Here is a 13,253-nt window from a genome sequence, read left to right as displayed (position 1 = left end):
CCTGCGGTTCGAGGTGGTGGTGGGTCAGTCCTCGCCGAGTGCGGCTCGGCGGGCGGCGTTCTGACGGTCGAGCTGACCGCCCTTGACGAAGCAGAAGACCCACAGCGCCAGGAACACCACGCCCACCACGACCATGAAGGGCTCGATGAACCCGGTGGCGAGGATGGCCGCCTGCAGCAGCCACCCGAACCATACACCGGCACGGGAGCCGGTCAGTCGGGACGCCAGGGCCAGGATGACGATCGCAGCGATGCCACCGCCGAACGCCAGTCCGGCCGGCAGGGTGTGCTTGCCGTAGACGACGAGCATCGGGAAGAAGAACATGATCGCCTCGAGCACGAGGGTGATCGACAGCAGGCTCTCGCGGGCCCCGCGGTCCCGACGCGGACGTCGCATCCGGGGCGTGCGGGGCGGACGGGAGGCCCGTGGTGCGTCCGTCACTTCGTTCCGCCTTCGCGGTGGACCATCTCCATGACGGCACCCACCATCACGATCGAGCCGGCGACCAAGACCATCGCGTCCTCGGCGTCGGCGTCGTCGGCCAGGTCACGGGCTTCCTGCAGGGCGCCGGCGAGCGACGGCTCGACGACGACCCGGTCGTTGCCGACCTCGTCGACGACGAGCCGGGCGAACTCGTCGGCGTCGAGCGCCCGCTCCCCCGGCGGCTGTGTCACGACGAAGGTCGCGACGGTGTCCTTGAGGGCACGGACGAACCCGCGCGCGTCCTTGTCGCGGAGGATCCCGACGACGCCGACGACGTGTCCGGACGGGAACGCCACGGGCAGCGCGTCGGCGAGTGCCTTCGCGCCGTGCGGGTTGTGCGCTGCGTCGACGACGACGGTCGGACCGGTCGCGATCGGCTGGAGCCGCCCAGGGCTCGTCGCGTTGGCCAACCCCTCGCTGAGGACGTCCTCGTCGAGTGCCTGGCTGCCCCGGCCGAGGAACGACTCGACCGCGGCGATCGCGACCGCCGCGTTGCGGGCCTGGTGGGCGCCGAACAGCGGTACGAACAGGTCGTCATAGGTCCCGGCGATGCCCTGCACGCTGATCAGCTGCCCCCCGACCGCCGGGGTGTCGCTGGTCACCCGGAAGCGGGTTCCCTCGACCGCCAGCGTCGACTCGGTGAGCTCGGCGGCCCGCTCGAGTTCGGCGAGCGCCTCGGGCACCTGGGCCGACGTGACCACGGACGAGGACGGCTTGATGATCCCGGACTTCGTGCGCGCGATCTCGGCGACCGTGTTGCCGAGCTGCTTCGCGTGGTCGATGGCGATCGGGGTGAAGACCTGCACCTGGCTCTGCACCACGTTGGTGGAGTCCCACTCGCCGCCCATGCCGACCTCGATCACGGCGACGTCGACGGGTGCCTCGGCGAAGCACGCCAGCGCCAGGACGGTCAGCGCCTCGAAGAACGTCAGCGGCAGTTCGCCCTTCGCGGTGAGTTCGGCATCGGTCATCTCGAGGATCGGGGTGATGTCGTCCCAGTTCTCGACGAACCGGCTCGGCTCGATCGGCTCGCCGTCGATGACGATGCGTTCCCGGATCGACACCAGGTGCGGGCTGGTCATGAGCCCGGTGCGCAGACCGTGGGCACGGACGATGCTCTCGGTCATCCGGGCGGTCGACGTCTTGCCGTTCGTCCCCGTGATGTGGATGACCGGGTACGCCAGGTGCGGGTCGCCGAGGAGCTCGACGGCACGTCGGGTCGCGGTCAGGCGGTGCTCGGGCGACTGTTCACCGATCCGGGCCATGAGCGCCGCCTCGACACGGCGGACCTCGTCGTCGTCCCCGCCGTACGGCAGCTCCTCGCCGGGAGCGGTGTCACCGGTCGGGCCGACGGGGATCTCGATCCCGTCCGCGTCGTCCGCCGGGGCGTCGTACTCGTTGCTGTCGCTCATGCGCGCTGGACCTCCACGGTCACCTTCGCTCCGTCGCCGACCGCGACGGTGTCCTCGTCCTGACCGAACGCCGTCGGCACGACCTGTACTCCGCTGGCGAGGGTCTCGTTCGCGATGAGCGTCTCGTGCACGACGATCGCGGCAGCGGCCGTCTCGTCCGCTCGGAGCGTCAGGTCGATGCGGTCGCCGACGTCGAGACCGGCATCGCGACGGGCCTGCTGCACGGCACGGACGACGTCGCGGGCGATGCCCTCGGCCTCGAGCTCCGGCGTGGTGACGGTGTCGAGGACGACGAACCCGCCGCCGTCCAGGAACGCCACGGCCTTCGACGTGTCGGCCACGGTGAGGTCGAGCGTGAACTCGCCCTCGACCAGGTCGACGCCACCGACGGTGACGCCGGTCTCGGTCGCGGCCCAGTCGCCCTTCTTCGCGGCCGGGATGACCTGCTGCACGGCCTTGCCGATGCGGGGGCCGGCAGCGCGGGCGTTCACGGTGAGCTTCCGCTCGATGCCGTACTGCGCCAGGGACTCCTCGGCCTGCGCCTCCAGCACGACCCGCTTGACGTTGAGCTCGTCGCGGAGGATGTCCGCGAACGGCTCGACCGCTGCGGGGTCCGGCACGACGAGCGTCAGCGTCGCGAGCGGCAGCCGGACGCGCTTGCCGGTCGACTTGCGGAGCGCGAGCCCCTTCGAGGCGACGTCCCGCACGCGGTCCATTGCGTCGACGAGGGCGTCGTCCGCGGGGAACTCGGACGCGTCCGGCCAGTCGGTCAGGTGGACGCTGCGGTCACCGGTCAGGCCCTTCCAGACCTCCTCGGTCACGAGCGGTGCCAGCGGCGCCGCCACCCGGGCGAGGGTCTCGAGGACCGTGAACAGCGTGTCGAACGCGGCACGGGCCTCCGCGGAGGTCTCCGCACCGGCCCAGAACTTGTCCCGCGACCGGCGGACGTACCAGTTGGTGAGCACGTCGGCGAAGTCACGGATCGCCTGCGCGGCGAGCGGGGTGTCGAGCGCGTCGAGGTGCGTCGTCACGTCGGCGACGAGCACGCGCGTCTTCGCGAGGAGGTACCGGTCGAGCACGTCGGTGCTCGCGGTGCTGCGGGCGGCCTGGTAGCCCGACTCCCCCGACGCGTTCGCGTAGAGGGTGAAGAAGTAGTACGTCGACCACAGCGGCAGCAGGAACTCGCGGACACCCTGGCGGATGCCCTCTTCGGTGACCACGAGGTTGCCGCCGCGGATCACCGACGACGACATCAGGAACCAGCGCATCGCGTCGGCGCCGTCGCGGTCGAAGACCTCGGACACGTCCGGGTAGTTCCGCAGGCTCTTCGACATCTTCTGGCCGTCGGAGCCCAGGACGATGCCGTGGCTGATGACGTTCGTGTACGCCGGCCGGTCGAACAGCGCGGTGGAGAGCACGTGCATGACGTAGAACCAGCCGCGGGTCTGCCCGATGTACTCGACGATGAAGTCCGCCGGGTTGTGTGCGTCGAACCACTCGGCGTTCTCGAACGGGTAGTGCACCTGCGCGTAGGGCATCGACCCGGAGTCGAACCAGACGTCGAACACGTCGGTGATCCGCCGCATGGTGGACGCACCCGTCGGGTCGTCCGGGTTCGGACGGGTCAGGTCGTCGATGAAGGGACGGTGCAGGTCCACCTGCCCATCGGCGTTCAGCGGCAGTCGGCCGAAGTCGCGCTCGATGTCCGCGAGCGAGCCGTACACGTCGGTGCGCGGGTACTCGGGGTCGTCGGACTGCCACACCGGGATCGGCGTGCCGAAGTACCGGTTGCGGGACACCGACCAGTCGATGGCGTTGCCGACCCACTTGCCGAACTGCCCGTCCTTGACGTTGTCCGGCACCCAGTTGATGTCCTGGTTGAGCTCGCCCATGCGGTCGCGGAGGTCGGTCACCCGGACGAACCACGACGAGACGGCCTTGTAGATCAGGGGCTTGCGGCAGCGCCAGCAGTGCGGGTAGCTGTGCTCGTAGGACGCCTGGCGGAGCAGTCGGCCGGCGTCGCGGACGGCCTTCGTCAGCGGCTTGTTGGCGTCCATCCAGAGCTGTCCGGCGACGAGCGGGAACTGCGACGTGAAGACACCGCCCTCGTCGAGCGAGAGCACCACGGGGATGCCGGCGGCCGCACAGACCTCCTGGTCGTCGGCACCGTAGGCCGGGGCCTGGTGCACGATGCCGGTGCCTTCACCGGTCTCGACGTACTCGGCGACCAGGACCTTCCAGGCGTTCTCCATGCCCTCGGTCTCCGCGAGGAAGTCGAACAGGCGCTCGTAGGTGACGCCGTCGAGCTCCCGGCCCTCGATCGTCCGCGTGACGGCGCCCACGGCGTCCTCCGCCGAGGCGTACCCGAGGTCCTTGGCGTGCGCGGCGACCGTGTCCGCCGCGAGCAGGTAGGAGGCCGAACCGGCGTCGGACCCGTCAGCCGCGCCTCCCGGCCCGGCCGGCAGGACCGCGTACGCGATCGCCGGACCGACCGCGAGCGCGGCGTTCGTCGGCAGCGTCCACGGGGTCGTGGTCCAGGCGAGGGCACGGACGCCGTCGAGTCCGAGCTCCTGTGCACGTGCACCGGTGAGCGGGAACGAGACCGTCACCGACTGGTCCTGGCGCATCTTGTAGACGTCGTCGTCCATGCGCAGCTCGTGGTTCGACAGCGGCGTCTGGTCGTTCCAGCAGTACGGCAGGACCCGGAAGCCCTCGTACGCCAGGCCCTTGTCCCACAGGGTCTTCCACGCCCACAGGACGCTCTCCATGTAGGTGACGTCGAGGGTCTTGTAGTCGTCCTCGAAGTCGACCCAGCGCGCCTGCCGGGTGACGTACTGCTGCCACTCGTCGGTGTACTGCAGCACCGACTTGCGCGCGGCCGCGTTGAAGACGTCGATGCCCATGGCGTCGATCTCGTGCTTCTCGGTGATCCCGAGCTGGCGCATCGCCTCGAGCTCGGCGGGCAGCCCGTGGGTGTCCCAGCCGAAGCGACGGTGCACCTGCTTGCCACGCATGGTCTGGTAGCGCGGGAAGACGTCCTTGGCGTAGCCGGTCAGCAGGTGCCCGTAGTGCGGCAGGCCGTTCGCGAACGGCGGGCCGTCGTAGAAGGTCCACTCGTCACAGCCCTCGCGCTCGGCGATGGACGCGCGGAACGTGTCGTCGCCCTTCCAGAAGGCGAGGATCCCCCGCTCGACCGCGGGGAAGGACGGGGACGGGTTCACGCCCGCACCGCTCGCGGACACGTCGCCGTTCGGGGACTCGCGGTTCAGGGGGTAACGCACCGGATGGCTCCTGGAGGTCGGTGGAACTGGACCACGAGGACGGAGCCTGCGCTCCGCGGTACCACCTCGCTTGCCTCGGACCGGCGCGACCGCCTGTTCGTGACCACTCTGCGTCGGGGATGATGACGGTCCCGAACCCGTCCGGTTCTACTGACGACCCCCGACGGGTGCCGCGTTCTTCCGGATGACTCCCCGGTGATGGCCGGATCGATGCCTGTGCGCCCGAGTCTACCGGACGGGAGCATGCTGGAGCGATGCCCTCGTCGTCGTCATCCCAGACCCCCGCGACCGTTCCGGACGCCTTGGCCGGCAGCGCGAAAGCGAAGCCGGAGTCCCTGCTCACCGTCCTCATCGCGTTCGGCGCGAACCTGCTCGTCGCGGTGGCCAAGTCCGTCGCCGCGATGCTGACGGGCTCCGCGTCGATGGTCGCCGAGGCCGCGCACTCGTGGGCGGACACCGGGAACGAGATCTTCCTGCTCATCGCCGAACGACGCGGTGCCCGGAAGCGCGATGCACGCCACCCGCTCGGCTACGGCCGCGAGACGTACATCTGGTCGATGTTCGCCGCGTTCGGGCTGTTCACCGCGGGCGCGATCGTCTCGATCTACCACGGCATCACCGAGCTCGGGGACACCGGGCCGGCGGAGGACGTCGTCCTCAACTACATCGTGCTGGGGGTGTCGTTCCTCCTCGAGGGGACGAGCTTCCTGCAGGCGTTCCGCCAGGCCCACGGTGCCGCGACGAAGCGCCGCGTCCCGGTCCTCCGGCACGTGCTGCAGTCGTCGAACCCGACGCTTCGAGCCGTCTTCGCCGAGGACGCCGCCGCGCTCGTCGGCCTGGTCATCGCGTTCCTCGGTGTCTTCCTGCACCAGGTCACCGGGCTCGCCGTGTTCGACGCCATCGGGTCGATCGCCGTCGGCCTGCTGCTCGGGGTCGTCGCCGTCGTCCTCATCGACCGCAACCGCCGGTTCCTGCTCGGGGAGAGCACCTCCCCCGAGCTCGAGAACGCCGTGCTCGTCGAACTGCTCGCCCGCGAGCAGGTCGAGAGCGTCAGCTACCTGCACCTGGAGTTCGTCGGCCCGTCGCGCGTGTACATGGTCGCCGCGGTCGACCTGGTCGGGAACGACACCGAGGAGCACGTCGCCGGCCGGCTCCGGAAGATCGAGCAGTCGCTCGAGGACAGCCAGTACGTCGAGGAGGCCGTGCTCACGCTGTCCGTGCCCGGTGCCGCGGTCCTGAAGCCGACGGGCAACGAGATCCCCGAGGTCGTCAAGGACGGGACCGTCGAGGACGTCGCCGCCGGAGGCGCCGGGACGCTCCGCGCCTGAGCGCCCTGAGCGCCCTGAGCGCCCTGCGAGACCCGGGCGACCCGGGCGACCCAGACGGCCGAGGCGTCAGCAGTCGGCGTCGGTGAACTCGAGGTCGACGGTCTTGGTCGAGCCCGGGAAGACGTACGAGTACCGCATCGCGATGTCCTCCTCGAGGATGTCCCGCGTCGCCGTCGTCGAGCAGAGGTTCGACAGCACGGAGCTGCGGATCGCCCGCTCGGAGATCGCGGTCGGGTCGGCGGCGACGCTGTAGCGGTAGTGGATCGCCTCGTCCTCGGCGTCCACCCCGGTCCAGGTCGTGATCTCGTCGACCTGCTTCGGGAAGGTCGTCTGCTCGGTGATCTTCTCGACCCCCTGGTCGACGAGCTCCTGCTTCGACGGGCCGCCGATCGAGGACAGGCCCCAACGGACCAGGGCACCGGCGACGAGGAACGCCACGATGCCGACCACGGCCACCAGGACCCGACGACCCCGGGGCTGCTGCGGGCGGCCGCCGTACGCAGCGGCTCCCCCGGGCTGGACCATCGGGGCGCCGGCACCCTGCCAGGGCTGCTGGCCCTGCGAGGCGCCGGGGTACTGCGGCGGCTGACCGCCGAACTGCGGCGGCTGCTGCTGGCCCGCCGGGTACTGAGGAGCCTGCGCGGGGTACTGCGGCGTCTGCTGACCGCCGTCCTGCGGCGCCTCCGCCGGGTACTGCGGCTGACCGCCGTCCTGCGGCGCCTGCGCCGGGTACTGCGGGGCCTGCGTGGCGTCCGGCTCGTGGTGCTCCGGGTCCGGACCACCCGTTCCGGACGAGGACGGCTGCTGTTCGGGTGTCTCGGACACGGATCCCCCTGGAGTCATCGGCCGTCCCCCTCGGACGGCGCACGCAGAACCTACCAGCGGAGCGACACCGGGTCAGCGCGAGTCGAGCCCCGCCACCACCGGCGTCAGCGCGGCGGCGACGTACTCCACGAGTGGACGTCGCGCGACCCCGTCGGTCACCCAGACCCCGAAGGCAGCGGCAGCCGCCCCGAGCATCGACCCCGCCACGGTCTGCGGCCAGAGCGACGCCGGGTGCTCTCCGGTCCGCCCGGCGACGAACGACGCGATCGCCTGGTGCTGCCCCGTGACCCGGGTGGCACCGCTCGCGACGAGTTCGGCACCGACGTCCATCACCTCGGCCTGGCTGATGGCCCAGGGCACGCGGTCCGGATCGTGGGCGCGGGCGGTGGCGAGCAGAGCGTCCTCCACGGCGCGGACGGCGCTCGTCTCGGCGGAGGACGCCAGGTGCTGCGGGAACTCGGCCACCGCGGCGTCGAGGTCGAGCCACATCACGTCGGACTTCGCGGCGAAGTAGTTGAAGAAGGTCGCGCGGCTGACACCGGCGCGGGCGGCGATGTGGTCCACGGTGGTCTTCGCGTACCCCTGCTCGAGGAAGAGCTCGGCAGCGGCGTCGGCGAGCACCTCGGCGCTCGATCGTCGCGGTCGACCGCCTCGGCGGGTTGGCTGGTCCATGCCCTCCAGTAAACCGCTAGACTCGTCGAGCCATGATCTTGGACCCAGTACAGAAAACCCCGGCGCTGCGGCGCATCGTGACCGGCGTCGCCAGCGCGGCCACGGTCCTCCTGGCCGTCGCCGCCTGCTCCGGCGGCGGCAGCCCCAGCGACAGCAGCACCCCGGTCCGTGGGGGCACGCTGACGTACGCCTCGGGCGACGCGGAACCGACCTGCCTCGACCCGCACGTCGGCGGCAACTACCCGCAGGCGCTCCTGGCGACGCAGTACATCGAGGAACTCGTCGGTCTCGACGACGGTGAGCCCACACCCGAACTGGCCACGAAGTGGTCGACGAGCGATGACGGCAAGACCCTCACCTTCACCCTGCGGGACGACGTGACGTTCACCGACGGCACCCCGTTCGACGCCGCGGCCGTCGTCGCGAACATCGAGCACGTGCAGGACCCCGCCACGGCCTCCAGCACCGGGTACCTCGCCCTGCAGTCGATCGAGGAGGCCACGGCCACCGACGACCGGACGGTCACCCTGTCGCTCAGCCGGCCGGACGCCGCGCTCCTCGAGTCGTTCTCGCAGCCCTGGGTCGGCATGGAGTCGCCGAAGGCCCTGCAGCGGAAGCAGGCCACGAACTGCGAGTCCCCCGTCGGCACCGGCCCGTTCGAGGTCACCGACTGGAAGCACGGCGACCGCGTCACCCTGACGGAGAACGCCGACTACACGCCGCTCGGCGACTCGACCACGAAGCCCCGGCTCAACGGTCTGACCTGGCGGTTCCTGCCGGACTCGACCTCCCGCTACGCGGCACTGCAGTCCGGGCAGGTCGACGTCATCGACAACGCCCAGCCGGACCAGCTGCGGGCCGCGTCGTCGAAGGCCGCGATCCGCGACCTCGATGCCCCGCGTCCCGGCGCGTCGAACCGGCTCGAGCTGAACTCCGGCCACGGGGTCTTCCAGGACGAGTCCGTCCGCAAGGCGTTCATCGCAGCTGCCGAGATCGACCCGGGCCTGAAGTCCCTGTTCCTCGGCACCGCGAAGCGCTCGTACTCGGTGCTGTCCAGTGTGGAGCCGACCTCGTACTCCGACGAGTCGCTCTTCGCGTACGACCCGTCCGAGGCGAAGCGGCTGCTCGACGCCGCCGGCTGGAAGACGAACAGCGATGGCGCCCGCGAGAAGGACGGCGAGCCCCTCACCGTCACGTTCCCGGTCTCCACGAACCAGTCGGTGCCGGCTGAGCGCAGCCTCTTCCAGCAGATCCAGGCCTCCGAAGCGAAGGTCGGCATCACCGTCGAGCTCGAGGAACTCGACCTGTCCAGCTGGTACGCCGCCCTGGCGGAGAACCAGTACGACGTCGTGAGCGCGCCGTACACGAAGGTCGGCCCGGACGTCCTCCGTGTCCTCTACGACTCCGCGTCGATCACACCGGCGCCGTCCGGGTACTTCGCGAACCTCGCGCAGCTCGACGACCCGGCCCTCGATCGGCTGCTCGAGCAGGCGGCGCAGACCGCCGACTCGTCGGAGCGTGCCGACCTGGTCGAACAGGCGCAGAAGACGATCCTCGAGAGCCGGACCGTGCTGCCCCTCTACGACCAGCAGAACCACTTCCTGTACCGCTCGGCCGTGCACGGCATCTCGACCACGTCGGTCTCCACGCCGTGGTTCGGGACGGCGTGGCTCGCCCGCTGACGCACCGGTGGCGACGACCAGGAGGCCCGGCACCCGTCCGGCACGCCACTCGCCCGCCGTCCGGTGGGCGCGTTGGGCGGTGCGCCGGCTGCTCGGCGGGGTCGGCGTCCTGTGGGCGGTCGCGACGATCGTGTTCGTCGCGATCCGCCTGATCCCCGGTGACCCGGCACTCGCGATCCTCGGCGGACCGGGCTCGCAGGCCTCGGCCGAGGCGGTGGCGCAGGTCCGCTCCGAGTACGGCCTCGACCGCCCGGTGCTCGCGCAGTACGCGGTGTTCCTCGGACGCCTGGCGACCGGGCAGCTCGGCGACTCGTACGCGTTCCGCACGCCGGTGTCGACGCTGCTGACGCAGGAGCTCCCGGTGACGCTGACGCTCGCGGTGGCGGGGCTGGTCGTCGCTTGGTTGCTCGCGGTCGTCGCCGCGTGGTGGTCGACGCAGCGCGGGCGCGCGGCGGCGCTGCTGACCACCGGGCTGTCGGTGACCGCGAGCGTGATGCCGCACTTCTGGCTCGGCAGCGTGCTCATCGTCGTCTTCGCCGGCAGCCTGGGGTGGGTGCCCGCGGTGAGCGACGGGACCGTCCGGGGGTGGGTGCTGCCGGTGCTGGTCGTCGCGGTGCCGGTCGCGGGGTACCTGGCCGAGACGATCCGCGACGGCGTCGTGGACGCGCAGCGCTCGGCGTTCGCGCTCGCGGCCAGGGGTCGGGGCGAGTCCCGCGCGGGGCTGTTCGGGCGGCACCTGCTCCGGCACGCGGCCCTGCCCGGCATCGCCCTGTCCGCCTGGGCCTTCGGGTCGCTGGTGTCCGGGGCCGTGGTCGTCGAATCGGTGTTCGCGCTGCCCGGCATCGGGCGGGCGCTGGTGACCGCCGTGACGCAGCGGGACATGCCCCTGGTCGCCGGGATCGCCCTGGTCTCGGCGGCGGCGTACGTCGTGGTGCTCGCCGCGGCGGACCTCGTCGAGCGGGCGGTCGACCCGCGGGGCACGACGTCGGACGAGGCGGAGGCGCGGTGAGCGGCATCGTCGACCCGAGCCTCCCGTCCGGACGCAGCAGCATCGACGGCGTGCCCGGCAGCACGCCGTCCCAGGACCCCGGCGCCGCCCGCGCCGGGCGCCGGTCCGAGCGATTCCGTGGGGGGACGCTCGGCCCGGCAGGCACCGTCGCCGCGGCGGTGGTGGCCGTCGCCGTCGTGGCGGCGCTGTGGCCGACGCTGCTCGGCGGGTCGCACCCGCTCGCGGTGCACCCGACCGAGGCGCTCCTGCCGCCCGGCGCCGACCACCCCTTCGGCACGGACGAGTCCGGACGTGACGTCCTGGCACGGGTGGTCGCGGGGTCGCGCGCGTCACTGCTGGTCGGCGTGGTCGCCACGCTGGTCGGCGGTGGCACCGGCGTCGTCCTCGGCGTCCTCGCGGGGCTCGGCGGCCGGGTCGTCGACGCCGTCGTGGGGCGGGTCACCGAGGTCGCCTTCGCGCTGCCGCTGCTCCTCGTCGCACTCGTCGTCATCGCCGTCACCGGGCCCGGACCGGTGCCGGCGATGCTCGCGGTCGGGTTCGCGACCGCCCCCGGGTACGCCCGGATCGTCCGCGGCCTGGTCCGCACCGCGCGGTCGTCCCAGGTCGTCGAGACCGCAGTGCTGCTCGGCCGTTCCCCCGCCGCCATCGTGCTCCGCCACGTGTTGCCGGCGGCGCTCTGGCCGGTCGTCGCGGTCGGCACGCTCGGCATCGGCCAGGCCGTGGTGTGGGCGTCGGCGCTCAGCTACCTCGGCGTCGGGACACCGCCACCGGCACCCGAGTGGGGTGCGATGCTCGCCGACGGCCGCACCTACCTGCAGACCGCACCCTGGATGAGCACCTTCCCGGGGCTGGCGATCGTGGTGCTCGCGACCGCGGTGACGGTGCTCGGCCGGGCGCTCCGCCGCGCGGGAGCGGCGCGGTGAGCGGCGCGGGGAGCGGCGCGGGGAGCGGGCACGGCGACGACCTCGCCCTCGAGGTCGCCGGTCTCGCCGTCACGATCGACGGCCTCCCCCTCGTCTCCGACGTCACGCTCCGCGTCGCCCCGGGCGAGTGCGTCGCGCTCGTGGGCGCGTCCGGGTCCGGCAAGTCCGTCACGGTCCGGGCGGCACTCGGCCTCTCCGCCACCGGTGCGGTGGTGACGGCCGACCGGCTCGCCGTCGCCGACCACGACGTCCGTGGCCTGTCGGAACGCCGGTGGCGCGCGGTCCGCGGTCGTGACGTCGGCTACGTCGGCCAGGAGGCCCTGGGCGCGCTGGACCCGCTCCGTCCGGTCGGGCGCGAGGTCGCGGACGCCCTCCGCCTGCACACCGACCTGTCGGCTCGCGACCGCGTCGAGGCGGTCCGTGCCGAACTGGAGGCCGTCGGGCTCGACCCCGCGCTCGCCACCGACGGCCGGACCGCGGGCACGCTGTCCGGCGGCATGCGACAGCGTGCCCTCATCGCCGCCGCGACGATCGGCCGGCCCGGGCTCCTCGTCGCGGACGAACCGACCACGGCCCTCGACGCCGGGATCGCCCTCCGCGTGATGGAGCAGCTGCGGGCGGCGCAACAACGGGGCACCGGGCTGCTCGTCGTGACGCACGACCTCGGACTCGTCGCGGGCTGGGCGGACCGGGTCGCGGTGATGGACGCCGGCCGGATCGTCGAGGAGGGTCCGACCGCCACCGTCCTGGAGGCCCCGGTCCACCCCGCCACGCAGGCCCTGGTGCGCGCGACACGGTCGACGACGGCGGTCCGTTCCGTGGGCGTCCCGTCCGCATCGGAGCAGCCGGTGCTCGCCGCGGAGGGCCTCGTGCGCTCCTACCCGGGAGTGGCCGCCGTCACCGACGTCGCACTGCGGGTCGCGCCGGGCCGGGTGCTCGGCGTGGTCGGGGCGTCGGGCTCCGGCAAGACGACGGTGGCGCGGATGCTCCTCGGGCTCGAGACGCCGGACGCCGGGACGGTCACGCTCGACGGCGAGGCGTGGGCACCGCTCCCCGAGCGCGAGCGTCGTGCCCGGCGACACCGGATCGCCGCGGTCGTCCAGGACCCGGGCGCCACGTTCGACGAGCGGTGGAACGTCGACCGCGTGCTCGCCGACGCCCTGAGCGGAGGCCGTGCCCGGCGTGCGACCGGTGCCCTGGGTCACCGTGTCGAGGCCGCACTGCGACAGGTCGACCTGGACACGAGCCTCCGGACCCGGTCGCCCCGCACCCTGTCCGGCGGTCAGCGGCAGCGGCTCGCGATCGCCCGCGCGCTGGCCACCGAGCCGGAGGTCCTGGTGCTCGACGAGCCGGTGACCGCCCTCGACGCCACCGTGCAGGACGCCGTGCTGGGCCTGCTCGAACGGCTCCGCGACGACACCGGCGTCGCGATGGTCTTCGTGTCGCACGACCTGCGAGCCGTCCGGCGGCTCGCGGACGAGTTGCTCGTCGTCCACGAGGGCATCGTCGTCGAGCACGGCCCGGCCGAGGCCGTGTTCGGCCGTCCGGAGCACCCCGTGACGCAGCGGCTCGTCCGTGCCGCCGGACGGCTGGCAGCCGGCCCGACGGCCTGACGGTCACGCCGTCGGCGCGGGTGCC

The 13,253-nt window shown here is 72.3% G+C and carries 10 protein-coding genes; 5 read left to right on the top strand and 5 right to left on the bottom strand.

Annotated features, from left to right (window positions below):
• Positions 1-24: 24 nt before the first annotated feature.
• The 3 genes from DEJ25_RS14760 to ileS are packed head-to-tail and all read right to left on the bottom strand — an operon-like array spanning position 25 to position 5,176.
• Entirely contained in the window at positions 25-441 is a 417-nt protein-coding gene (locus DEJ25_RS14760; RefSeq protein ID WP_146240699.1) for a DUF4233 domain-containing protein, read from the bottom strand.
• Entirely contained in the window at positions 438-1,895 is a 1,458-nt protein-coding gene (locus DEJ25_RS14755; protein WP_111045164.1) for a folylpolyglutamate synthase/dihydrofolate synthase family protein, read from the bottom strand. The genes DEJ25_RS14760 and DEJ25_RS14755 overlap by 4 nt, the downstream gene beginning before the upstream one ends.
• Positions 1,892-5,176 (bottom strand): isoleucine--tRNA ligase, encoded by a 3,285-nt coding sequence (gene ileS, locus DEJ25_RS14750; RefSeq protein WP_181427464.1) that lies wholly within the window; start codon positions 5,174-5,176, stop codon positions 1,892-1,894. Before ileS ends, DEJ25_RS14755 begins: the two co-directional genes overlap by 4 nt.
• Before the next feature lie 254 nt (positions 5,177-5,430).
• Here ileS and DEJ25_RS14745 point away from each other — a divergent pair, with 254 nt between their 5' ends.
• Complete coding sequence (locus DEJ25_RS14745; RefSeq protein ID WP_111045163.1) at positions 5,431-6,504, top strand: cation diffusion facilitator family transporter; 1,074 nt, start codon at positions 5,431-5,433, stop codon at positions 6,502-6,504.
• Between the two features lie 66 nt (positions 6,505-6,570).
• Here DEJ25_RS14745 and DEJ25_RS14740 read toward each other — a convergent pair whose 3' ends face one another.
• Positions 6,571-7,329: a hypothetical protein gene (locus DEJ25_RS14740; protein WP_111045162.1), complete on the bottom strand. Its 759-nt coding sequence runs from the start codon at positions 7,327-7,329 to the stop codon at positions 6,571-6,573.
• A gap of 72 nt (positions 7,330-7,401) precedes the next feature.
• Entirely contained in the window at positions 7,402-8,001 is a 600-nt protein-coding gene (locus DEJ25_RS14735; RefSeq protein ID WP_111045161.1) for a TetR/AcrR family transcriptional regulator, read from the bottom strand.
• Positions 8,002-8,033: 32 nt separating this feature from the next.
• On the opposite strand from DEJ25_RS14735, the gene DEJ25_RS14730 reads away from it, so the two are divergent.
• The 4 genes from DEJ25_RS14730 (at position 8,034) to DEJ25_RS14715 (ending at position 13,228) form a co-directional block, all read left to right on the top strand.
• Positions 8,034-9,683, top strand: coding sequence for an ABC transporter substrate-binding protein (locus DEJ25_RS14730; RefSeq protein ID WP_111045160.1), 1,650 nt, complete (start codon positions 8,034-8,036; stop codon positions 9,681-9,683).
• A 79-nt stretch (positions 9,684-9,762) separates the two neighbouring features.
• On the top strand, positions 9,763-10,692 hold the full coding sequence (locus tag DEJ25_RS14725; RefSeq protein WP_258366519.1) for an ABC transporter permease: 930 nt from the start codon (positions 9,763-9,765) through the stop codon (positions 10,690-10,692).
• On the top strand, positions 10,689-11,615 hold the full coding sequence (locus DEJ25_RS14720) for an ABC transporter permease (RefSeq protein ID WP_111045158.1): 927 nt from the start codon (positions 10,689-10,691) through the stop codon (positions 11,613-11,615). Before DEJ25_RS14725 ends, DEJ25_RS14720 begins: the two co-directional genes overlap by 4 nt.
• The gene (locus DEJ25_RS14715; protein WP_111045157.1) at positions 11,612-13,228 is read left to right on the top strand and encodes an ABC transporter ATP-binding protein; all 1,617 of its coding nucleotides are present in this window, start codon (positions 11,612-11,614) and stop codon (positions 13,226-13,228) included. Before DEJ25_RS14720 ends, DEJ25_RS14715 begins: the two co-directional genes overlap by 4 nt.
• Positions 13,229-13,253 lie beyond the last annotated feature (25 nt).

This window comes from Curtobacterium sp. MCPF17_011, assembly GCF_003234145.1.
In the GTDB taxonomy this organism is placed as follows: domain Bacteria; phylum Actinomycetota; class Actinomycetes; order Actinomycetales; family Microbacteriaceae; genus Curtobacterium.
Note: the sequence above shows the minus strand (reverse complement) of the source record. Positions and strands in the feature narration are given on the sequence as shown.

Bases quoted from the DNA above. Each gene is read 5' to 3' on its own strand.
- DEJ25_RS14730 (WP_111045160.1), top strand. From the start codon at position 8,034: ATGATCTTGGACCCAGTACAGAAAACCCCGGCGCTGCGGCGCATCGTG.
- DEJ25_RS14755 (WP_111045164.1), bottom strand. From the start codon at position 1,895: ATGAGCGACAGCAACGAGTACGACGCCCCGGCGGACGACGCGGACGGG.
- DEJ25_RS14735 (WP_111045161.1), bottom strand. From the start codon at position 8,001: ATGGACCAGCCAACCCGCCGAGGCGGTCGACCGCGACGATCGAGCGCC.
- DEJ25_RS14745 (WP_111045163.1), top strand. From the start codon at position 5,431: ATGCCCTCGTCGTCGTCATCCCAGACCCCCGCGACCGTTCCGGACGCC.